Origin of the sequence: Dyadobacter chenhuakuii (assembly GCF_023821985.2) — a bacterium.
GTDB lineage: Bacteria > Bacteroidota > Bacteroidia > Cytophagales > Spirosomataceae > Dyadobacter > Dyadobacter chenhuakuii.
On the sequence record NZ_CP098805.1, the window covers coordinates 449,042 to 472,576 of the forward strand.

The following is a 23,535-nucleotide window of genomic DNA, read 5'->3' on the forward strand; positions in this document are numbered from 1 at the left end:
GCCTGCCCTGTCACCCTGAGCGGAGCCGAAGGGGGCGTTACTCTCCCAGGTGGACGCCCCTTCGGCTCCGCTCAGGGTGACAGGGGGGATTAATATTATAATTAAACATTAACAACATTGACATGACTTTTAAGCTCATACTTACTTCCCTGTTAACCATCTCAATAACAACATCTTACATCGCTCAGGTTAAACCGCTTCGCCTTTGGTTTAATAAGCCGGCGGCTCAGTGGGAGGAGACTATTCCTGTGGGGAACGGGCGGTTGGGGATGATGAGTGATGGGGGAGTGTTGCGGGAGAATGTTGTGCTGAATGACATTACGCTCTGGTCGGGAGGGCCGCAGGATGCCAATAATTACGAGGCGCACAAAAGTCTTCCAGAGATCCGCAAGCTGCTTTTAGAAGGAAAAAATGATGAGGCGCAGCAATTGGTAAACCGGAATTTTGTAGCGAAAGGTGCGGGTTCCGGGCATGGCGATGGGGCCAATGTGCCATTTGGCTGCTACCAGGTCTTGGGTAACCTGCGGATGCAGTTTGCCTACAAGGGCGCCGACTCTTCGAATATGCAGTATCAGAATTACAAAAGGGAATTAGCGCTGAATGATGCGGTTGCGCACGTGGTTTACCAGGTGAAGGGTGTGACTTACCGCCGGGAATACTTTACAAGTTTTGGTGACGATGTGGGCCTTATCAGGATTTCTGCCGACAAACCGGGCCAGCTGAATTTGCGCCTGGGCCTGGATCGTCCCGAGCGGTTTCAGACTGTGGTTAAAAACAATGTGCTGGAAATGTCCGGGCAGTTGAACAATGGAACGGACGGGAATGGGATGAAATACCTGACTAAGATCAAGCCGCAGATAAAGGGTGGAAAACTGACCGTTTCGGGTAATGAAATCGTTATTACGGATGCCGATGAGATCATTCTCTACTTCTCTGCCATGACCGATTTTAAAACCAAAAACTTCGAATCTGAGACGCAGAGGCTTATTTATGTCGCAGTGAAAAAATCTTACACTGTTCAGAAGCAGGCTCACATTGCAAATTATCAGAAACTTTATAACAGAGCGACTTTACATCTGGGCGGATCAAAGGGCGATGATTTGCCAACAGATCAGCGGCTTTCTGCCTTCCAGAAAAATCCTGCTTTGGACAATGAACTACCCGTTCTGTTTTTTCAATATGGACGTTACCTGAGTATCAGCAGCACACGGGTAGGACTATTGCCGCCAAATTTGCAGGGACTTTGGGCCAATCAGATCCAGACACCCTGGAATGGGGACTATCACCTGGATGTGAACATTCAGATGAACCAGTGGCCCGTGGAGGTTGTGAATCTTTCGGAGCTGAACCTGCCGCTGGCCGATCTGGTGAAAGGGATGGTGAAGCCGGGTGAAAAAACCGCGAAAGCTTACTACAATGCAGACGGCTGGGTAGCGCACGTGATTACCAATGTCTGGGGTTTTACAGAGCCGGGTGAGGAGGCTTCGTGGGGCGCGAGCAATGCGGGTTCGGGTTGGATCTGCAACAATCTCTGGGAACATTATGCTTTTACCAAAGACAAAAATTACCTCAAAGAAATCTATCCGATATTGAAAGGCGCCGCGGAGTTTTACAACAGCGCATTGGTAAAAGATCCGAAAACGGGGTGGCTGGTGACTGCGCCGTCCATCTCCCCGGAAAACTCATTTTATCTGCCCAACGGTAAAACGGCTGCCATTTGCATGGGCCCGACCATTGATAACCAAATGACTCGCGAGCTTTTCACCAATGTAATTACAGCCTGCGAGGAACTGGGCGTGGATGCAGCATTAAAAACGTCTTTGGGAAATAAACTGAAAAACCTGCCTCCTCCCGGCGTGGTAGGAAGCGATGGCAGGCTGATGGAATGGCTGGAAGAATACAAAGAAGTGGAGCCCAAGCACCGGCACATTGCGCATTTGTACGGACTCTTTCCGGCTCCGCTCATCACGCCATCCAAAACGCCTGACCTTGCCGCTGCGGCTGCCAAAACGCTGGAAGCCCGCGGAGACGATAGTCCGGGCTGGTCGAAAGCATATAAACTGCTTTTCTGGGCCAGATTGCACGATGGTAACCGGGCTAATAAATTATTACAAGAACTGCTCGTGCCCACATTGGACACCAATATGAACTACGGTGCTGGCGGAGGCGTCTACCCTAATTTGCTTGTTGCAGGGCCGCCGTTCCAGATTGATGGCAACTTCGGAGGCACGGCCGGGATCGCTGAAATGCTGATTCAGAGCCACGACGGTTATATCGACATTTTGCCCGCCATTCCCGACGCCTGGAAAGCTTCGGGTGAAGTGAAGGGTTTGAAAGCGAGAGGCAATTTTACAGTCGATTTTAAATGGAAGGATGGTAAAGTGACAGATTACCGGATCGTTTCCCAATCGCCCCAGAAGGTGATGGTGAAGGTCAACGGAGAGAAAAAAGAAATAACATCAACGCGCTGACTTAATGGAAATAAGCAGCGGATGCGGTTTGTGAAGGATTAGCTCGCCTCTACTCCCCCCAAGCCGTCACAACAACCCCGCGTGGGCCGCCGTGGTCTCTGTGTTCGCAGAGATAGATGCCTTGCCAGGTCCCGAGGGCTAGGCGACCGTTTTTGATGGGGATCATGACGGAGCTGCCTAGTATGGAGGCTTTCAGGTGGGCTGGCATGTCGTCGGAACCTTCGTAGTCGTGCTCGTAATCGGGGTCGTTTTCTTTGACGGTTTTATTAAAATACATTTCGAAATCCTTTCGCACGGTGGGGTCGGCGTTTTCGTTGATCGTGAGCGAGGCGGAGGTGTGCTGGATGAAAACCTGGCACATGCCTGTGGTGAGCTGCGAAATTTGCGGCATCGCATTGATAATGTCGCCGGTGATGAGGTGAAAGCCCCGGCGCTTTTCACGGAATGTTAGACTTTGCTGAAATATTTTCATCCGGTAAATGTATTACTCTGCGTTCAAATTTGATGATACTTTTGCATCTTCAAGCGAATGATGAGTTAATCAAAACAATTGATGAAAAAAGCGCTGATCCTGATCCTTACTACGGGAATGACCATCGGTTCCATTTACGCACTGATCCATTATATTGGAATGCAAAGTTTTTCATTTGCGTGGATCCTTAATTTCTTACTGATGGCGAGTGTGCTAACATTTACGGAAACGCTTAAAAGCCCTTTGACTTCTCCCTATTTTGATACAAAACCCTGGGAACGGAAAGGGGAAATCTACGAGTCTTTCGGGATCAACATTTATAGAAAAGTACTCGTATTGACGGGCTGGGAGAAATTGAATAAGAAAGCCAATCCAATAGCCAAGAATATCAGCGCTTTAACGCATTTATACTATAAGACAAAACAGTCTGAACTGGGTCATATAATTATTTTATTCGTCGTTTTTAGTTTCAATATTTTTGTGGCATTTCAGTATGGCATTGTCAAATCGTTGTGGTTATTTATTCTCAATATCCTGCTGAATCTATATCCTGTGTTACTTCAACGATACAACCGGCCGCGAATAGCACGAGCCATAAGTTTAAGCAAATTTTAGTCAATGAACATTATACCCATTTCCGTCCTTACCATAGTGAAATCCAGGCAGGAGGCGCTTCGCAACCTCGTTCTGGGCCTTGACAATGCTGAATCTTATCCGGCCGAGCTGATCATAGTCAATATGAATGAGCCGGCAAGTGAGCTGGTTTCTGAAAATTTCCCGATCCGCTCCGTTCGGTTTGATGATGCCGAAAGGCTGCCTCTTGCTGCGGCGCGGAACTTTGCGGCGAAACAAGCAGCGCATCCTTTCATGATTTTTCTGGATGTGGACTGCATTCCTTCGCCGGATTTGGTAGAAAAATATTTTAACGCGTGCCAAGCCGGTGCACATTTGTGGATAGGGCCGGTCCGGTATCTTCGTCAGGAAGCCACAGCGGAAAATGGTTTTCTTTCAAAAATGTGGGAATTAAGCACGCCGGATCCCGTTAGGGCTGATTTGCGGGAGGTGAATCATGCGCTTTTCTGGTCGCTTAACTTTGCTTGCAGCCAGGAAACGTATGAGCGTATTGGTGGTTTTGATACCCGATTTACCGGTTATGGTGCAGAAGATACCGATTTCGGTTTTGCAGCCCGTAAGCAGGGCGTGGAGCTGAGTGTTGCGGATGCCGTGGCATTTCATCAATATCATCCCAGCTACAACCCGCCGCTCAATCATTTTGAAGACATTCTTATCAATGCCAGAACCTTTTTTAACAAATGGCAGATCTGGCCTATGGAAGGCTGGCTGCGAAAATTTGAAAATGCAGGGTTGATCAAATGGGAAAATGATGAGATCACGATTTTGCGCAGACCGACAGAAACCGAGGTTAATCAAGCGTTGAAGTCAGGATAATCCGGCGTTGAATCAAGCCAATCTTTCAGGAAAATTAGTGTCCCAAAGTTCATGCAGCCGCAGCGCAACATCAGCCAGCGCTGAGTCCTCGATCACGCCTTTCCAGCAGTCATCAGGCAGGTTCTCCGCCTTCTGAATGACTGTCTTCCAGTTGGTTTGATCCAGCTCTTCTGGCTGGACAAGCACAGCCGTTCCATTTTGGTCCAGTAGTTCGGCTTTGCGCAATTGTTCCTGAAATGGACGGTCCTCAGGTATGCAGACGAACTTTTTCCCCAGATCGGCCATTTCCATCACCGTGTTATGCCCGGCATTGCCTATTACAACACGGCATTGGGCCAGTACAGATGCGGGATCATTAATTTGCCCGTGAAAAATTACATTGTGTGCAGCCATGTGATTATGATCAGCAACATTACCAATCACCAGGATAGATCTTTCCGAACATTGCGCCGCCAAAGCATTGATCACCTTTCCATTAATAGAGGTCCCTCCGGAGCCTACAAGGATGCCAATTGCAGGATTTTCAGTTTTCTCTGCATATTTTTCTTTCCCTGAATATTTTGAAAATCCCCCCGAAAAGAAGGTTTTTTGATTTACCCAATCCTGCGGTGAAGGGTTCATCAACTCTTCCGGCGATGGTGCGATCAGCAGCTGGGCACTTTCATATGCATGTAAATGCGCCAGATCATCTCGGTCCCCGTTTTGACGGATCACTACGGTTGGTGTCCCGCATAAAGTGGCCAGTAAGGTAACCTCCACAGACACATCGACAATCAGTATCACCGGAAATAATGCATGCAGCGCCGCCGAGATTACGGCGGCGCGTTTGGCAACTTTTTCAACATTAACAGGTGCATAATGCAGAAAACCCAAATGCATGCGCGAAGCAAAAGGGTCTTCCGTACCTGGAACATCATGCGGCAGGTGTATACATTGAATTGTAGCCGGAATAATGGCTGCAAAACGCGTGAGATCACTTCCCAGAAATGTCACCCGTGCATCTTTAAGCTGTGATGCAATCGACAACGCGCGCATCAAATGTCCCGAGCCGTGGTGGTGAATATAGAAGGCGAAATTAGCGGACATTGGTCTTCATCTTCGTGACTGCAGTTTCAAGCGCTATCGATTCGAACAATGTTTCGTAGGCATCCACCATTCTTTCCACATCAAACAGATCTTCGGCGCGCTGCCTGCAAGCCGGGCGGTCCAGCTGCTCTGCTGCCAGGATGCAATCCGCCAGTTCCTGAACATTATCCCCGCTGCATAATCTGCCCGTTTGCTCGTCAAGTAATTTTGGTAAGGCCCCTTTTGCAATGCCTGCAACCGGTGTTCCGCAAGCAAGCGACTCAGCAACCACCAGTCCGAACGGTTCATCCCAGCACGGCGTGATCAGTGATACGGTTGCGTTTCCGATCAGCTCATTGAGCTGTTGATGATTGCAAGACCCGAGTAATTCTATCGAATCGTCCAGACGCGGCATGATCTCAGTTTCGTAATAATGCTGATCGCTGATGGCCCCGGCAACTTTCATTTTCCTGCCGGCAAGCTTGGCCGCATCTATGGCCAGGTGCAAGCCCTTATCCGGATGTATCCGCCCAAACCACATGATATACCCGCGATCATTTTCAGGATAAAATGCCCAGGTTGTCAAATCTATGCCATTGTGAATGATGTCACATTCAGGTGCGTACGCTTTCCAATTCTCAGCATTGGTCTCAGAGACAGACACATATTTGACCCGGCCGTAATTCTGTTCGCGGCGGATCGCGTTTTTCAGCTCAAAGATCGGAGGCGTATGCAGCACAGTTACCATCGGCGCTTTAACCAGCACCGACATCATAATGGGAACATAGTTCAAGCTGTTATTAAAAATTACGTCCAGCTCATCTTTGTCTATCTCCTGCATCATTTCAACATAGGCGTGATGTGTAGAAATATATTCAGTGCTGAGCTGGCGGGAGGTAAACTGCGAGGATGTAATGGGACGGTAATCCTCTTCGCAAAGGATCGGCCTGACATTCAGAATAGGATCCGAGCCGGCGCATGCGTACAATAATACGTCGTGACCGCGCGCGAGCAATCTCTGGCAAATATCATAGGTAAACGCTTCCAGCCCTCCCATGAAGGGTTTAGTGATCGGATATTTGAGGTGTGCAATGATCCCTATTTTCATGTCTGTTATGGTAAAGTTTGTTGATGAAGATTTTTGATAAAGTGCATTTTTGATACTAGTACAGCGGAGGCTGCGTTGTACCGTCATAGAAAACCGTGCCGGTGCAGGAGACATTGCTTTTGCGGCTGGTATGGATTTAAGGACTGCACCAGCGTTATCAAACTTGAAGCATTGTGATCTTTACACCAAAAGAAACACTGACCGAGGAAGAAGTGAAGAACGGATTGAACACCGTTCTCAAAGAAGGGATGACCACCGAAGCCATGGTAACCCTTGCCGGGGGGACATTTATGGTAGCCTTCGCCATTTTGCTTGGCGCCAGCAATTTTCAGATCGGGTTACTTGCGTCCTTGCCTACATTCACCAATATTTTCCAGCTGGTGTCCGTGTTTCTGATCCGCAGATATAACAACCGGAGGGCCGTTTCGGTGATTTGCTGCATTCTGGCCCGTATCCCGATGGTTTTATTGGGTGCGATGCCATTTTTTCTGGGAGCAGATGCACCGGTCAGCCTGTTGCTCTTTTTCTTGTTCTTCTATTATCTGTTTGGCTCCATTGCCGGTCCAAGCTGGAATGCATGGATGAAAGACCTGGTGCCGGGTGATATGCTGGGCACTTTTTTCTCGAAGCGAAGCCGCTATGCGCAGACGCTCAATGTTGTACTCAGCATCATTCTGGCTATCTCAATCGATTACCTGCGCCGGCATGCGCCGCAGTACGAGCTGTATGTGTATGCAACCATGTTTATGATGGCGGGGGTGGCCGGTCTGGCGGCAGTGGCATTGCTGGCCAGGGTGCCCGAGCCAAGGTCGTATTTACCCAACGAGAATATCCTGAAAATGTTCATTAAGCCGCTGCGGGACAATAACTTTCAGCGATTACTTGTCTTCAATTCCCTCTGGCTTTTTGCCGTTAACATTGCCACACCCTTTTTTACAGTTTATATGCTGAAAACGCTCGGGCTTACCCTGGCGTACATTATTCCACTCACCATTTTAAGCCAGTTATCGAGTATTTTGACGATTGGATACTGGGGCAAATTCGCAGACCGGTACAGCAACAAAACGATCATCTCCATATGCGCGCCGCTCTATGTGGCATGCGTGATTGCGTGGTGTTTTGTAGGGATTTATACCAATTTGATATCCAACCTTGCCCTGCTGGCCGTGATCCATATCGTCAGCGGATCGAGCAATGCCGGCACCAACCTTGCGTTGACGAACATTGGCTTAAAGCTTGCTCCGTCCCGTGAAGCGATTGTTTATTTATCCGTCAAAAATATCGTAACGTCCGTTTTCTCATCCCTGGCGCCGTTGATAGGCGGTTATCTGGCTGATTATTATACATTGAGACAACTGCGCGTCATTGCCGAGTGGAGCGGGCCAACGTTGCAAAAATCGTTTCGGTTGCTGTTGCTGCATGAATGGAATTTCCTTTTCCTGATAGGCGCCGCGCTGACCGTGGTGGCATTGCAATTCCTGCCGCGTGTGCGTGAGGCAGGGGAGGTGCATAAGAGCGTGGTGAAAAGGATCATGCGTACGAGCCTGAAAAGTAACCTGCGGGATTATTTTGTGATTGATGTGCTGATCAACTGGCATTCTTCCTTGAATAATATGCTTAAAATCAATCGTGTAGGCTCCGATGACGCACGAAGAGACGAATAAAGCGAAGCCGGTTGTAATCAAATTTCATGGTAATGTCTTTGGAAAAGTAACTCCGTGGTTATATTTGCCCCATCATACGATGCGAGTTGCGCTGCTTTACATATGGCTCTTTGTAACGATCCTACCGACTTTCAGTCAGTGGGGAACGATCGCTTATTACCATATCAACAAGGATTACATAGCGCGCGTCCTTTGCGAAAACCGCGATAGGCCACAGCTGCATTGCAACGGGCAATGCTATCTGGCCAAAAAGCTAAAAGCCCAGGAGGAGAAAAAAGACCAGCAAACCAGTGAGCAGGTGCGTAATTTGCCTACGCTGCATCTATTTTCATCTCCGCTGGTCGCGTTCGAATTTCTGGCATCTCCATTTCTGATTCATTCCCAAGCCGCTTTCCAGTATCAGCTGGCAGCTTATCTGGCTCCGCTTGCAGTGGTTTCGCCACCCCCCTGCGCTTAGTTGTCGTATTTGTCAATTTTTGGGCTAAAATGAAAGGGTAACATTGTTTATCCGCGGCGCGCGACTGCGTTGCCCTGCTCCTTTATTCAAATTCAACAGCTAACCTAACAGCATCCATTCTGCTTTTTAAAAGTGGATGAGTTTATCCTTGTATATCCGAATGAAATTTCAATATCTGTTTCTATTGCTGGCCATGTTCAGCAATGTTACCTGTTCCTACGCTCAAAGCGAGCAAGGAACACTTCACGGGCGTATCGTCAACGCCGAAGACAAGCCTGTCTCAGGCGCGTCCATCGCATTTCAAAACACAACATTAGGCACGATTACAGATGAAAAAGGCCAATTCAGCCTCACCGGCATTACACCAGGCTCTTACATTCTGACTGTTTCCAATGTTGGTTATATTGCATACACCCAAAGTATGCGCATTTCGAAAGGGAGAAACGCGTTTCTTAATCTTCAACTGTCCGAAAGCAACCAGGAGCTAAAAGAGGTCATTGTTAGTGCCGCCAAAAACAGTTACCAGGTTTCATCGTCCAATAGTTCGACACGCCTGGACGTGCCTTTGCTGGAAACGCCTCAATCGGTGCAGGTCGTTTCTTCCGCCGTTCTGCGCGACCGGCAGGCATTTACCCTCAACGAGATCGCGGGTACATTCACGGGCATGAAAGCCAATAATGGCAATGGTTCATTTCAAATACGCGGCTTCACAGCTTACTCTCCGAATGATGCCAGTTTTTTGCTTTTTAACGGCATCCGGGGCAACCTGTATTTGTGGAGCCAGCAGCCGCTGCTTTACAACATTGAATCCGTAGAGTTGCTGCGCGGGCCTTCGGGAGCTTTGTTCAGTGAGGGTTCTCCGGGTGGTGTTGTTAATTTTATTACAAAAAAACCATTGTCGGAAAAGCGGGCAAGTGTGGATCTTTCGCTGGGCAGCTGGGGATTTGGAAGAGCTTCTGCTGACTTTGCGGGGCCGGTTTCAAGTAACAAAAAGCTGCTGTACCGCGCCATAATCGGTTATGATCGCTCCGAAAGTTTCAGGGATTATCAAAAGAAACAAAACCTGCTCATTGCCCCTTCGCTGACCTACCTTGCCAGTGAGCGGACCTCGCTTAATCTTGAACTCAATTATACTTACTCCAAAGCCGTTCAGCAGTATGACAATGGAAGTTATGTTTACTCCCGCCCGGATGGAACATTTGATTTCAACCATTATCCCAACAACCTGACAATCCAGAGCCCGACCGATTATGGAAAGACACACAATGCATCGGCTACGCTGAGTTTTAACCATCAGATCAGCCAGAATCTGAAACTCACCGTTGTGGAACGCGCAGTACGGAATGTACTGGATTATACAGACCATATTCCGGTAGGAAGGATCCGTAATGATTCCATCAGCCGGGGATTTCAGGATTGGGAAACGGACAGGTTCAGCCTGCAAACCACTGCTTTTGCAACCTATACCACCAACACAGGACCGCTGGGGCACCAGATTATCGCAGGCTCGGATTACAATCGCTACGGCTGGACGCAAAACGACTATCAGTACAAGCCTTCGACCCGCATTTCTATCCTGCACCCGGATTATGCGGGCAGTATTCCCGATGCCTCCGTTCCGGCCGACGAATCGGATGATAACAAGCGCATTACCAACCTGATAGGAGCTTACATTCAGGATCAGATCAGTGTGGGCGACAAATTGAAAGTGTTGCTCTCGCTTCGTTACGACAACTACAATGGTAAGGAAACGCCATTGTCGGATCGTGACAACAAGCAGGGCGACGAGCTGAAAACCTCAGGCTGGATCCCGCGGGTGGCCCTGGTATATCTGCCGGTAAAGAACGTATCTATTTACGGAACCTATCTCAAATCGTTCAATCCGCAAACCTCCAACAATGTGCTCTCAGGCGGGCCATTCCCGACCCGGCAGGCGACGCAATATGAAGTAGGTTCCAAAGCGGACCTGATAGGCAACCGGTTGTCGGCTACATTATCCCTTTACCAGATCAATTATGCCAATATCCTGACGGCGGCGCCCACGGAAGAAAACTCGCACCGACAAGCTGCCATTGACGGCACGCGCAGCAGAGGCGGAGAATTTTCAGTTGTCGGAAACCTGAACCGGTTGAGCCTGATCGCCGGATATGCTTTCAATGAGCACGAGCTGGTAAGCACGACGAGCTATGGTAAAAAAGGGGACCGTTTTGCCAATGCGCCTAAGCATCAGATCAACTTCTGGGGCAAATATGTGCTTCCATCCCAGGCGCTCAAAGGGCTTGGAATTGCTGCGGGCGTGCGTTATGTGAGTGATCAGGTGGGCTTGCTAAGCAATCAGAACTTCGTTTTTCCGTCCTACACGGTGCTGGATGCCGCCATTTCGTATTCACGCAACCGATATCAGGTTCAGGTTAATGCTTATAATCTGACTAACAAGCATTACTTCACAGGAAGCAGGTCGGGCGTAACATTGGCAGGCCTGGGCGATCCGTTTAATGTACGGGTCGGCATTAGTTATCAGCTCTGGTAAGTCGAGGGGTTTATGAAAAAGACAAAATTCACACGGGGCCTGTTCAAGCTACATAGCTGGCTTGGGCTGGTAACCGGCATATTCCTGGTTTTGTTGGGGTTAAGTGGTTCCGTTCTTGTTTTCAAAACTGAGCTCGACCATCTGGCCAACCGTAACCTGCTTCGCGTATCTCCGGCGGCGACCCACGTGCCGGAAGACGCGCTAATGCAATGCTATAAAACGATTACCGCCCGTTATCCAAACCTGGACGGCATTGCCTGGCTTAATCCCGACGCCGGGCCGGGTGATGCTTATGATTTCAGGATTTATTTCAATGATGCGCGCTTGCTAACTTATGACCTGGCATTGATCTCGTTCAATCCTTACACTGGCGCTATTCTCAGGGAAGAGCCTGCTAGCCAGTTTGTGCCGAGTTTTATTGAATGGTTGTTCCAATTCCATTTCAGCTTCCAGCTGGGCATCCCAGGCGCGGCGCTTACGGCTATTTTTGGTATCACAATGTTGTTGTCCGTGCTGACCGGCGCTATTGTTTATAGGAAAAATATCTGGCGCGTCCTGTCTTTTCGAATTTCGATCAACCGAAAAAACTGGCGCACGATCAGCTCCGATTTGCACCGGATTGTGGGGGTATGGTCAATGTTGTTCAATGCTATTATTTTCTTCACCGGCTTTTGGATGAACCTCTTCGCTTTTGAACCCAAAACCTGGGAGAAAGAACTCCTGCCAGGCAAACGGAACAATGCAATGACGGTTTCCGCCGATGAAATGCTTGGTGCTGCCAGGAAGGCGCTGCCGGATCTGGACCCAACCTATGTATATCTGCCTACGCAACCCGAACGTAAATTTGAAGTCAGAGGCTATGAGCAGGGACAATGGAAACTCTGGGGTGCTTTGAATTCGGTGAGGATTGATCAATACACAGGTAAGGTTTTTAAGATCAATACATTAGCAGATAAATCTGTCGGCGAACGCATTGAAGCAACGTTTCATCCTTTGCATGTTGGCAACTTTGGCGGGCTGCCCGTCAGGATATTTTATGTGATCATCGGGCTGACGCCCGGGTTGCTGGCCGTGACGGGTTTCCTGCTTTGGTGGCGGCGGGCAGGGAAGTCTGAGGCGGACCGTTCAGCGATTTCCGGCCGCTAAGGTGAGCGCCTCTTGCACAACTGTGCTGGGATAATCGTTCAGTTCCAGAATCCGGATGGCATTGGTTGTCACCAGTTTGCCAGGTTTCAGCTTGTAGTCGAAGATGACGGCATCCTGGTGAATGACTTCCGTAAAGTGATAAAGGTCAAAAGTGTCCGCCAGAAAGTTGGAAAGCTCCCGGTCGTGCGTTGAGGCGAGCGCCAGATTGCTGCCTTGTGTGAGGTAACTGAGCACCGATTTGCCGATAGCAATACGCTCAACCGAATTGGTGCCCTTAAAAAGTTCGTCCAGCAGAAACAGGTTGGAATAGCCCGACCTGCTTTCTTCCAACAGATTTTTAATGGTAAGCACCTCTTCAAAATAATAACTTTTGTCCCCCAGCAAATCATCCGAGATGCGGATAGACGAATGTATTTTCATGGCAGTCATAGCAAATGCATGGGCAAAGCATGTATTAATGGTTTGTCCAAGCAGCGCATTAATGCCCACGGTCCGGATGAAAGTGGTCTTTCCCGACATATTGGAACCTGTCAGCAATGCAGATTTAGTTTGTAATGTTAAGTCATTGGCCACGCCGTCAAATATCAGCGGGTGATATACATCCCTGATTTGCAGGTGCTTTAACTCCAAATGAAAGTCGGGCTGACAAGCGTAGGGGACACTTTCTCTGAGTGCGAGTGTTGACAGGGCAATGTCAGTTTCTGCAACGAACCGGAAAACATCCTCGATGTGCTGCCTTTTGGAATCCAGAATCTTCAAGATTGTAAAGAGCAGCACAGGCTCAACCAGAAACAGTGCTTTAAATAATTCAAAAACATAATCAACAAACATGCCGATCTCACCTTGCAGTTTGGCCTCGATCTTGAAAATGGACATGGGCAACCCCAATTGATCCAGCATACTGACCTGCGCTTGCAAGGCATTGTTTTGCGCTGCGAATTCCGGGTTTTTCAAGATGCTGCGGGCTGTTTGAGTCAATATCAAAAGCTGTGGAATGGAGCTTCCGTATTGGTATAGATTGTTCTTGTTCCAATAGTGGATACCCAGATTCACGGGCAGCAGAACGATCAGGAAAATCAGGATCTGCGGTAAGAAGAAAGCCATTATAACAGCAAGCACGCTGACCGCAGAAAGTAGTTGTATAAGCCAGTACCAGCCTGGCCTGGGTGTGTACTTGCCGTGGAAAAGCGACGTGATATAGTAAGCATCTGTTTTATTAAGTTTTGAAATCTCTGTGGTGGTTGCGGCCCTTAATGCAGGATCGGCTTGAAAAATAGAGATAACGTTTTCCAAGCGCTCCTTACGGGCGTCACCCAGGGGAATTACCCGCATGAAGTAATACAAATACTGCTGACCGACGCAGGAAACAGTCCTGTCGATAAACTTAAAAACATCTTCCAGGTCCAGATCCTGAAATGTTCTGTCGGAAATTACCTGGAAAACCCCATCCCGCTTGTCATTAACAAAATACTTTTCGATCTGACCAAAATTGAAAAATCCCTTTTTTATTTGGGCAATATGGTCCTTATCCGATGAGGTTTTCGAAGACATTTCTATAAGATAAATTATAAGGGCAAAAAGCAGCCAGCCCCAAAGCCAACCGAACCCAGGATCAATTTATCATTTTAGAAAAGAAGTATTTTGAAAGTGTTATGAGCGGTTGAATCAGGAAGCAGTATAATGTCCTTTGGCCGAAACGACTGTAACCGTAACCCTCGACTCGTCAACAGCATAAATGATCCTGTGCTCCTGATTTATTCTTCTCGACCAAAATCCAGCCAGGTTGTGCTTTAATTGTTCTGGCTGGCCTGTTCCAATGTATGGATGCTCAATCAGTTCGTCGAGAAGTTTCCTGACTTTTCTGAGCAGCGGCTTATTGCCAGACTTCCTGAGTTTTTCGATTCCTTCAAGCGCTTTTGGGGTGAATTCGATGGAATAACTCATAAACCAAGCAACTTGTCAAAATCGGCTTTATCCACTTTCGTAGTGTTGCCTTTCCTGTACTGATCGATTCCTTCCTGAATATCAGCCATTGTTTGCGGATCCATGAAATATTTGTCCTTCTCGCCAACCGGGGTCAGTGCATAAGCCTTCTCCTTACCACGCTGAATAATGATCTGTTCGTTTTTATCAGCAAGATCCATGTATTTTTTTTGATTGTCCCTGAATTCTCTTGAACTAATTACCAGCATGATTGAGTAGATGAATGTACGGAATTGGTACACAAATATACAATATAAATCAGAAACGCTCATGCGGTATCATTCCAGCCAGGCCCATCTTTTTGCCCAGTCTGTCAGGAATGCTTTCCGGTGTTTTGAGATGGTTTTTGCACCTTGCTGCTGGTCTATGAAAAGATTGGGATCGGGGAGATCGCCGTACCAGTTTTTGCCGAGCTTATAGTCGTGCGGTTCGGGTTTTCCTGGCCAGGGTGCGGTGCTGACATATTTCCCGGCATGACCATTAAGCTCTGCAATGCTGCTGATGGTGGTGTATTCACCCAACTCGACTTGCTTGGGAGAGTAGCGAACGGCGTATTTACCGTCGCCAATGTAATAACCAGGCCATTGCTGACCGCTGATGCTGAGCGTGAACACAGCCGAGTCGGCAGGAACATTAATGTTTGGTCCTTGAAACCGCCACTCAATGACGCCGTAAGTGGCTACGGTGTCGGCAGTGGTGGTGTTGCGCTCAAAAATGGTTCTCGAACTCCTTGTGATCGGCGTGAAAGAGCCGCCCCAGCTTTCGCCTGTCGGCTGATCCGGATTACCATGCATGACATAGGCCAGCGAAGGTGTGTCGCCCATTTTAATGTTGCCTTTGTAATACTTAATAAAATCCTTTCCCATTGCTCCGCGGCCTTTGATGTAATTCGGATAATAGGCTTCTGCCGTCATATCTGCGGGCGATCCGGCATCCATAAACCAGCCGCGGTAAGTGGCGTTGCATTCGATCATCCAAACGTCGGGGTGGTTGGCGGCGATGTAGTCATAGGCATTCACGCCCCATTTTTTATTCGGGCCGCCGATCCAGTACACCCGTATGTTTTTCGTGATCTCCGGCGCATCATGCAATGCCTGTGCAACATCTTCGATACCACCCCATACCAGCACCCAAAGCGGCTGGTCGGAAGACTTTTTAGCACAAGAAATGAGCCATTCAGAACCCTCCGTTTTTTCGGCGAAACCCTTATAAGGCGCCCACGCTGTTGCTCCCTGTTTGCACACATTGCGCAATGTAGCCGGCTCGGGAAAGGCCTTTTGATGCTTTTTTAGTTTGGGAAGATCCTTTTCATACAAATCAATCATATCCAGGATGTCCTTTTTGCGACCGGTCTGGAACGAAGTGGAAACCAATCCTTCAATTTGAAAACGGTCTGCATACATCAGCAGATGGATCATCGATTGGAAATCATCCGGATCGGTCCCGCCGATATCGGTGCTGATGAAAATGCGGGGTTTTTGCTGCGCATGGGCCGAAAAAAAGCTCATAACCAGACAGCTGGTCATGAGCAATGGGATATAAATACGGATCTTTTCCCTTCTTATAAACAGTAATTTCATCGTTATTCCGATCAGTCAGCACCGAATATCCGGCACACTTCATTTTACTATTACAAAGGTAAAAAGAAAGTAATCGAAAAAAATAGAAATTAAATGATAGTTATCGCGGATGGAGTTTAATAGTAAAAGTAGTGTGCATATAGCTGCTTACATCTATCTAAAAATGCCTGTGATTATTTCTTCAAAACTTTCGCGCGATCAACGGATCCGTCGGCGAAAATTACTTTAACTATGTACAGCCCGGCCGGGAAATGGTTGATATTATATTCTGATACCGCATTCGACGAATCATTGTTTTTCTGGTCCATTATCAATTTTCCGGAAACATCCATGAATTGCACGCGTGCGATCTTATCCAGATCTTTCGAAAGAACGGAAAGGCGGTCAATGGTTGGGTTTGGATAAAGGGCTGTTCTGTTGGCAGACTGGAAATTAATACTCCTGATCCGGCTGAATGCAAAGGTCCCGTCCTTATCGATCATTTTAAGTCTGTACAAGTTGTTGCCGGTTTTTGGCGCAATATCCGAGAAAGAGTAGGAGAGTAGCTTGGTGCTTTCACCATTGGAAATTACACTTCCTACGCCAATCCACTGTTTGCCGTTTTGGCTGCGTTGTATTTCAAAACGATCACTGTTTGTCTCCGCTGTTGTTGCCCAGTTTAATGTAACCGAGGACTGCTCGCCTTTTTTTATATCGAAGCTCAAAAGCGTCACGGGAAGGGAAACTTCTACATTCGAGACAACATTACCGTTCAGCGATATTTTTCCAGCGGTCGAAAGCGCTCTTCCCGAAAGAGTTGCACCCGCTCCCAGTGAGATGGCGCCTTCATTAACAACGGTGCCGATAAAATCAATGTCGGCTGCCAGGTTGAAAGCACCGTTGACTACCCAGTATACGTTCTTAGGCAATGTTCCGCCTGTTAAAACGATATTTGCAGGTGCGTCCACCGAAAGTGCTCCTCCTATCTTGATGATAAAAACAGCATCGGGATCATTGTTTCCGTTTAAAATAAGGCTGCCTGAAAAAGAAGTGGCCTCTGTGCTGCAATGCACGCCTGGGGCAAGCACCGTCACGCCGTCCAGTGTGGCGGCTAGCGGAAATCCGCATGGATTAAGTGTTCCACTGGTCAGTACGCTATAAGCCGTAGCAACATCTGCGGCAGCCGCAACACCCTGTGTATCGCCAAAGTGGCTCTGCCCGACCAGCGTAACTGCATTGCCGGTCACAGCGCCTGTCCCGTTTCCGATGTCGCCGGTAACCAATGTTGTTCCTGTATTAGCAAACTCCCCAGCGGATGTATAAAGTGCAAATGTCTCAGCCCCGCCGAAAGTAGGCACGGTTTGAGCCATGCTTAAATGGCAAAGTGCAGAAAGCGAAACGGTAAGAATGTTGAAGAAGAAAGATGTTTTCATATATGCTTGAATAAATTGTGAAAGTATTTTCACCGCACAAATATGACCTTAACCCCTTCAAGTAATGTTATAGCATGTGTAGTATTAGTTATAACATTCACACGTTTTCCAAATTCCCGCTTCTTTTACCTTTTAATTGTTTATAAAAAGACGGCGTAAGACCCGTGATCTGCTTGAACTGATTGGACAAATAGGCTACGCTGCTGTAATTCATTTTGTAGGATATCTGCGTCAGGTTAAGCTCGTCGTATAGGATCAGTTCTTTTACCCTTTCAATTTTGTGAATGATGATAAATTGCTGGATCGTAATGCCCTTTACCTCGGAAAATACATTGGCCAGATAGGTGTAATCATAACCCAATTGCTGGCTGATGTAGTCTGAATGATTGATTTTGGGAAATTCATCAGAATGGTGGATCATCTGAATAATGAGATTTTTAATTTTCTCAATCAGAATACTTTTTTTATCATCCATCAATTCCAGCCCGGATTTGAGCAGGTTGTTTTTTAGCATTTCACGCTGCTGCGGATATATTTCACCTGCAATTTCCACCATGCCCAAGTCAATGAGCGAGTAGGCTATCTCCAACTTGCGCAGTTCCTCCTCAACCATCATTTTGCACCGCAAGCTGACCATATACTTAATGTAGAGTTTCATTCAAATTGCGATCTATGTTTTGTTGATGGTCGTCAGCATTCTCACGACCAGGCAAGAAAAGTAACCATAATAAATCAACATCCGACGAAATGAAATTTAATTTATACAATGAATTCTACGTATAGACTGATGGCCATATCATAAAGGAGTCGGTTGTGTGATGTTGCGACCGTGCACGAAGGAATACCCTGGTCTGCCGGACCCAATCAACATCATGTACATATGGCATTATTTTTCAATAAAATGCCGGTTTATTTATAAAACACATCAAAATACAGTCAATACTAATCAAATCCTGAAATGTATTTGGTATTATATTGTGTTAAAATTGTATTGTAGAAACCGATTGAAACTTGTAGTATCATCACGAACTAATAGTCCTCTATGAAACATTAATCCTGGTTTTCATTACTCACCTTTAAGCTAAACTCAATTTTATGAACCCATTTAGACAAAATCCCCTCCCGGGACTTTGCAGGCTTCTTTGTGCCGTCACGGTAGCAGGGATAATGCATTCTCCGGGCATTTTACAAGCTGCACCCGCACCCGTAGCGGCAGCAAACAGTCCGCACAGGCGCATTGATAAAACCCTGACCGGGAAGGTTATCGATGAAAAAAATACGCCATTGCCTGGCGTAAGCGTCATTATCAAAGGCACCAGCCGGGGAACGACCACTGGCACCGACGGAAGCTTTACACTGGTGGTTGAAGATGCGGCTCAGACGCTGACTTTTTCTTTCATAGGATACACATCGCAAGATGTAGCCATTGGCAATCAGTCTGCATTTAACATTACATTACTACCTAGCAGCGAGGAGCTTACGGAAGTTGTGGTGGTAGGATATGGCACGCAATCTTCTGCGGCGGTAACGGGCGCGGTAAGCAACATTCAGGCCAAAGACCTCATCCGCACGCCATCGGTTGGTACTTCTGATGCGCTGGTGGGCCGCGTTCAGGGGATTACTGCCCGAAAAGCAGATGCCCGTCCGGGTGCTGCGACCACTATCCAGATCCGGAACCTGGGAACCCCGCTTTTTGTCATCGACGGAATTCCCTCCGATGCGACCAACTTCAATAACCTGGGTCAGAACGATATTGAAAGTGTTTCGATCCTTAAAGATGCTTCTGCCGCAGTATATGGACTCCGTGCAGCGAACGGGGTTGTTTTGGTCACGACAAAAAGAGGAAAAGCAGGGGATGGTCCCGCCCGGATCAACATTTCGGGTTACTATGGTTTGCAGAATTTTACGCGTTACCCCAAGCCGGCGAGCGCTTACCAGCACATGCGAGGGCTTGTGGAATCGGACGTGAACCAGGGTCGTACGCCTTCTATTACGCCCGAGGAACTTGCCAAATGGAAAGCGGGGACTGAAAAGGGTTATCAGAGTTTTGATTATTACAAAATGGTGATGCGTCCCAATGTGCCGCAATATTCATTGAATGCCAATGTATCCGGCGGCACGGAAAAGATCAGCTACTTCCTTTCTGTGGGTCATCTGAGCCAGGATGCCCTTATCAAAGATTACAGTTTTAAGCGTACCAACGTGCAGGCGAATGTGGAGTCGAGCATTACCAAGAGGCTGAAAGTCGGCGCGCAGATTAGTGCCCGTATTGAAGACCGTTTTCAGGTGGGTGTGCCGGGACTGGATGATTATTTCAACCCTTTCCTGAGCATATTTACCATGTGGCCAACCGAACGCCCTTATGCCAATGATAATCCGAAGTACATCAACCAGACTCACAATGTAAATGTGAACCCTGCTACCTATAAGCGGGATATTACGGGTTATATTGACGAGATCACACGCGTGGTGAAGGGTAACTTTTATGCGGAATACGATTTTGCATTCGGCCTGAAAGTGAAGGGAACGTATTCATATCAATACCACAATTTCGATTTTGATGGTTTTGAATACACTTACGATGCTTATAAATATGATGAGGCCACCGACAAATACAATGTCGTAGCAGGTGGGGGAAACCAGAATCCATGGCGTGAGCGTCGCAAACGCAACATTGTGGACCGCTTCGCACAGTTGCAGCTGAATTATAGCAAAACCTTCGGCGATCACGAGCTTTCCGCTGTTGCAGCCTACGAGCAGTCGGACAATGTGAACACTTACCTGGTTGTGCACACTGTTCCGCCAAACAATTACATTCCGTTGATGTCGTTTGCGAATCAGGATTTGCTGATCGATGAGTGGAGTACGGAAGCGCGCGCAGGATACATTGGCCGTGTGAATTATAATTTCAAACAAAAATATTTGCTTGAAGCGGTGGGCCGTTACGATGGCTCTTTCCTATATGCACCCGGAAAAAGGTTCGGTTTCTTTCCCGGCGTTTCCGCGGGGTGGCGGATCTCAGAGGAGAATTTCTTCAAGGGAAAGCTTGAAAACGTGTTCAGCAGCCTGAAAATCCGCGCTTCTTATGGTCGCACGGGGAGTGACAGGAACGCCACTGTTGTGAATGAACCATTCATCGTATCGCCATTCAGTTATTTGCCCGGCTATAACTTCCTGCAGGGAAGCGCCATTTTCAATGGACAATACAACATTGGCGTAAGGCCGCGCGGGTTGCCCATTACGACGCTTTCCTGGATCACCAACATTTCTACCAACCTCGGAATTGACTTCGGTCTGCTGGGCGGGAAATTGAATGGTCAGGTTGATATTTTCCAGAGAAAAAGAGACGGACTTCCTGCTGCCCGTTATGACGTGCTGCTGCCATCAGAAGTAGGCTATACATTGCCCAACGAAAACCTGAACAGCGATACGCACCGGGGAATTGAAGGGGTGCTTACCTACAAAAGCGCAGTAGGTCAAATTGATTACACAGTTAGTGCCAACGCAACATTATCCCGCCGCCGTGACCTGGATTTCTATAAACCGCGTTTCGGGAACTCCTACAATGAATACCGCGACTCGTACGTAGACCGCTGGGGCAACATTAACTGGGGTTACCAGGTTGAAGGGCAGTTTCAGTCGCAGGAACAAATTGAGAGTCACCTGATTGACAATGACGGACAAGGCAACCGCACACATCTTCCAGGGGATTTTATTTACAAAGACGTCAATGGGGACGGGATCATTAACACGCTGGACGAGCGCCCGATCGGTTATGCAGAAGGCGCCAATCCTTACCTGAGCTTTGCGCTTAATGGCAGCGTTTCCTACAAGGGTTTTTCATTGTTTGCCGATTTTGCCGGAGCCTCGTTACAAAGTTTTCAGCGAGCTTTTGAATTAAAAATCCCTTACCAAAACAACGGGACATCGCCGCATTTTATGCTCGAAGACCGCTGGCACCGCGAAGATCCTTTCGATCCCAACAGCAAATGGATCCCCGGAACGTACCCTGCGATCAGAAAGGACAATTCCAGCCATGTGAATTTCCGTAAAAGTGATTTCTGGATCACCAATGTGCGCTATATACGCCTCAGAAACATTGAGTTGGGTTATAGTTTTGATCAAAAAGTTTTCAAAAAACTGGGAAGCAGCGGCCTTCGCATTTATGTGAATGCCAGCAATCTGTTCTCGATCGACAATGTCAAGAAATACGAGATCGATCCTGAGATTTCGTCCGGTAATGCGCTCGTGTATCCGCAGCAGCGATTGTTTAATGCCGGTTTTAGTATCAATTTTTAATTCAAATCCGTTATGCAACGATTTTCGAAATATATCCTCGCTTTCTTCGTCCTGATCATGTCGGGATGTGCAGAGGAATGGCTGGACAGAAAGCCGCAAAACATTATCCTGGAAGACCAGATATGGAACGATCCCAAGCTGATAACCGGCCTTCTGGCCAACTATTACGACCGTTTGCCTTACCACACGGATCTTAACCACAGTTCCACAACGGATGCTACTATTCCCAATAAGGAAGGCTGGCAGGATTTTGCAGCATATGATGAGGCCATGTGGTCCAACAATGATGACGCACGGAACAACATTGTCACTTACGCATTCGAGCGATGGAGGCTTTGGGATTATGTGTTGGTAAGGGACATTAATCTTGCGCTTGAAAACATTGAAAAATTTGGCACTTCGCTCACGGATGAGCAGAAAATCCAGTTTTCAGCCGAACTTCGTTTCCTGAGAGCACAGGTTTATTTTGACCTGGTGAAAAGAATGGGCGGTGTGCCGCTGGTTACCAAGCAGTTGATATACGACTACAATGGTGATCCTTCATATCTGCAACAGCCGCGCGCCAAAGAAGAGGAAGTTTACGACTTCATTGCTTCCGAACTCGATGCGATCAAGGACCAGCTGGGCAATGGCGGCAGCAACACGCGTGCCAATAAATACACGGCTATGGCATTGAAAAGCCGCGCCATGCTCTACGCCGGTTCGATTGCAAAATACAATAACCTGATGGCTTCACCCATTTCCACGCCGGGCGGGGAAGTAGGGATCCCGGCGTCACGTGCGGCCGATTATTATGCTAAATCACTGGCTGCTTCGGAGGAGATCATCAACAGCGGCGTGTATTCGCTTTACAAAACAAACCCAAACCTGGGGGAGAACTTTTACGATGCGGTAACCAAGAAATCCGCCAATCCCGAGATCATTCTTGCACAGGATTTTTTGGTAAGCAAAGACAAGCGACATGGTTTCACATATGACAACATTGCCCGCAATGTGCGCGAAGACAACCTGTCCTCTTCGTCGATAACGCCTTCGCTGAACCTGGTTGAAGACTTTGAATATCTGGACGGCACGTCCGGCGAGCTGAAAACACGTAACGCAGGGAATACAGATTACATTTATTACAATAATGTGGCAGATGTGTTTGCCAACAAAGATGCCCGCTTGTACGGGACGGTGGTTTATCCCGGAACATCTTTCCGCGGCACGCCTGTGCAGATCCAGGCTGGGGTAAAAGTTTGGAGCGCTACGACGAACAGCTTTCAAAATGTAGAATCGAACACATTGGGATCGAATTATGAAGATGGTGGCTTGCTAACCGGTTCATCGGGCCCGCAACGCTCTCAGACCGAGGTTACCAACTCTGGTTTTTATCTGAGAAAATATGTGGATCAAACCGCCATGTCCAGCACACGCGGCATCCGCAGCGACATGTGGTGGGTACGTTATCGCCTGGGTGAAATTTACCTGAACGCAGCAGAGGCGGCTCTGGAAACAGGCAAAACAGCCAATGCATTGAAATATGTAAACCTTGTTCGCGAACGTGCGGGCTTTGGGGCAAATAGCCTGAAAGCACTTACCATAGCCCGTTTGCAAAATGAAAGGCGCGTCGAGCTGGCTTTCGAAGACCATCGCGTATGGGACTTGAAAAGATGGCGCATTGCGCATGAGCTTTGGAACGGGAACGCTTCCAATCCCGATGCTGTGATGTATGCCTTATATCCCTACCGCATTGTGCGCCCAGGGCATGCAACGCACGGAAAATACGTGTTTGACAAACTTGTTGCGCCCCGTTTCCGCGCGCCACGCTTCTTCCAGATGGGCAATTACTATTCGTCCATTGAACAGATCGTGATCGATAATAACCCCAAAATTGTCAGGAACCCATTTCATTGATCC

General features: G+C 47.8%; 18 protein-coding genes. 9 read left to right on the forward strand and 9 right to left on the reverse strand.

The features are described from left to right. Positions 1–122: 122 nt before the first annotated feature. Positions 123–2,471, forward strand: a complete 2,349-nt coding sequence (locus NFI80_RS01895) for a glycoside hydrolase family 95 protein (RefSeq protein WP_235164527.1) — start codon at positions 123–125, stop codon at positions 2,469–2,471. A 49-nt stretch (positions 2,472–2,520) separates the two neighbouring features. On the opposite strand, the gene NFI80_RS01900 is transcribed toward NFI80_RS01895, so the two are convergent. Then, positions 2,521–2,943 carry a secondary thiamine-phosphate synthase enzyme YjbQ gene (locus tag NFI80_RS01900; RefSeq protein ID WP_235164528.1) on the reverse strand — a complete coding sequence of 141 codons (423 nt, stop codon included), beginning with the start codon at positions 2,941–2,943 and terminating at the stop codon, positions 2,521–2,523. A gap of 81 nt (positions 2,944–3,024) precedes the next feature. On the opposite strand from NFI80_RS01900, the gene NFI80_RS01905 reads away from it, so the two are divergent. Further along, positions 3,025–3,558, forward strand: a complete 534-nt coding sequence (locus NFI80_RS01905) for a glycosyl-4,4'-diaponeurosporenoate acyltransferase CrtO family protein (protein ID WP_235164529.1) — start codon at positions 3,025–3,027, stop codon at positions 3,556–3,558. Positions 3,559–3,561: 3 nt separating this feature from the next. Beyond that, positions 3,562–4,392, forward strand: coding sequence for a glycosyltransferase family 2 protein (locus NFI80_RS01910; RefSeq protein ID WP_235164530.1), 831 nt, complete (start codon positions 3,562–3,564; stop codon positions 4,390–4,392). Between the two features lie 12 nt (positions 4,393–4,404). Here the strand turns inward: NFI80_RS01910 and NFI80_RS01915 are convergent, their stop codons facing one another. Then, positions 4,405–5,478, reverse strand: a complete 1,074-nt coding sequence (locus tag NFI80_RS01915; RefSeq protein WP_235164531.1) for a glycosyltransferase — start codon at positions 5,476–5,478, stop codon at positions 4,405–4,407. Further along, positions 5,468–6,565 (reverse strand): glycosyltransferase family 4 protein, encoded by a 1,098-nt coding sequence (locus NFI80_RS01920; RefSeq protein ID WP_233796498.1) that lies wholly within the window; start codon positions 6,563–6,565, stop codon positions 5,468–5,470. Before NFI80_RS01920 ends, NFI80_RS01915 begins: the two co-directional genes overlap by 11 nt. Positions 6,566–6,738: 173 nt before the next feature. Between NFI80_RS01920 and NFI80_RS01925 the strand changes: the two genes are divergently transcribed. The 4 genes from NFI80_RS01925 to NFI80_RS01940 all read left to right on the forward strand — a co-directional run bounded on the left by NFI80_RS01925 (position 6,739) and on the right by NFI80_RS01940 (position 12,362). Further along, positions 6,739–8,229 (forward strand): MFS transporter, encoded by a 1,491-nt coding sequence (locus NFI80_RS01925; RefSeq protein ID WP_235164532.1) that lies wholly within the window; start codon positions 6,739–6,741, stop codon positions 8,227–8,229. Then, positions 8,207–8,686 (forward strand): hypothetical protein, encoded by a 480-nt coding sequence (locus NFI80_RS01930; RefSeq protein ID WP_310587962.1) that lies wholly within the window; start codon positions 8,207–8,209, stop codon positions 8,684–8,686. The genes NFI80_RS01925 and NFI80_RS01930 overlap by 23 nt, the downstream gene beginning before the upstream one ends. Positions 8,687–8,846: 160 nt before the next feature. Beyond that, positions 8,847–11,216, forward strand: coding sequence for a TonB-dependent receptor (locus NFI80_RS01935; RefSeq protein ID WP_235164533.1), 2,370 nt, complete (start codon positions 8,847–8,849; stop codon positions 11,214–11,216). 12 nt (positions 11,217–11,228) lie between these two features. Continuing rightward, positions 11,229–12,362: a PepSY-associated TM helix domain-containing protein gene (locus NFI80_RS01940; RefSeq protein WP_235164534.1), complete on the forward strand. Its 1,134-nt coding sequence runs from the start codon at positions 11,229–11,231 to the stop codon at positions 12,360–12,362. On the opposite strand, the gene NFI80_RS01945 is transcribed toward NFI80_RS01940, so the two are convergent. From NFI80_RS01945 to NFI80_RS01970, 6 genes are all read right to left on the reverse strand, one after another. After that, positions 12,342–13,913, reverse strand: coding sequence for a MutS-related protein (locus NFI80_RS01945; protein ID WP_235164535.1), 1,572 nt, complete (start codon positions 13,911–13,913; stop codon positions 12,342–12,344). The genes NFI80_RS01940 and NFI80_RS01945 overlap by 21 nt on opposite strands. A 114-nt stretch (positions 13,914–14,027) precedes the next feature. After that, positions 14,028–14,306 (reverse strand): Txe/YoeB family addiction module toxin, encoded by a 279-nt coding sequence (locus NFI80_RS01950; RefSeq protein WP_235164536.1) that lies wholly within the window; start codon positions 14,304–14,306, stop codon positions 14,028–14,030. Next, entirely contained in the window at positions 14,303–14,554 is a 252-nt protein-coding gene (locus NFI80_RS01955; protein ID WP_035360818.1) for a type II toxin-antitoxin system Phd/YefM family antitoxin, read from the reverse strand. The genes NFI80_RS01950 and NFI80_RS01955 overlap by 4 nt, the downstream gene beginning before the upstream one ends. A 69-nt stretch (positions 14,555–14,623) precedes the next feature. Then, on the reverse strand, positions 14,624–15,925 hold the full coding sequence (locus NFI80_RS01960) for a nucleoside hydrolase-like domain-containing protein (protein ID WP_235164537.1): 1,302 nt from the start codon (positions 15,923–15,925) through the stop codon (positions 14,624–14,626). 173 nt (positions 15,926–16,098) lie between these two features. Beyond that, positions 16,099–17,337 (reverse strand): ice-binding family protein, encoded by a 1,239-nt coding sequence (locus NFI80_RS01965; RefSeq protein WP_235164538.1) that lies wholly within the window; start codon positions 17,335–17,337, stop codon positions 16,099–16,101. Between the two features lie 97 nt (positions 17,338–17,434). Continuing rightward, a complete protein-coding gene (locus NFI80_RS01970) occupies positions 17,435–17,995 on the reverse strand; it encodes a helix-turn-helix domain-containing protein (protein ID WP_233796491.1) in 561 nt (186 codons plus the stop codon). Positions 17,996–18,432: 437 nt separating this feature from the next. Between NFI80_RS01970 and NFI80_RS01975 the strand changes: the two genes are divergently transcribed. Together NFI80_RS01975 and NFI80_RS01980 are read left to right on the forward strand one after the other, a co-directional pair. After that, positions 18,433–21,636, forward strand: a complete 3,204-nt coding sequence (locus tag NFI80_RS01975) for a SusC/RagA family TonB-linked outer membrane protein (protein ID WP_235164539.1) — start codon at positions 18,433–18,435, stop codon at positions 21,634–21,636. Positions 21,637–21,648: 12 nt separating this feature from the next. Beyond that, positions 21,649–23,532, forward strand: coding sequence for a RagB/SusD family nutrient uptake outer membrane protein (locus tag NFI80_RS01980; RefSeq protein WP_235164540.1), 1,884 nt, complete (start codon positions 21,649–21,651; stop codon positions 23,530–23,532). Positions 23,533–23,535 lie beyond the last annotated feature (3 nt).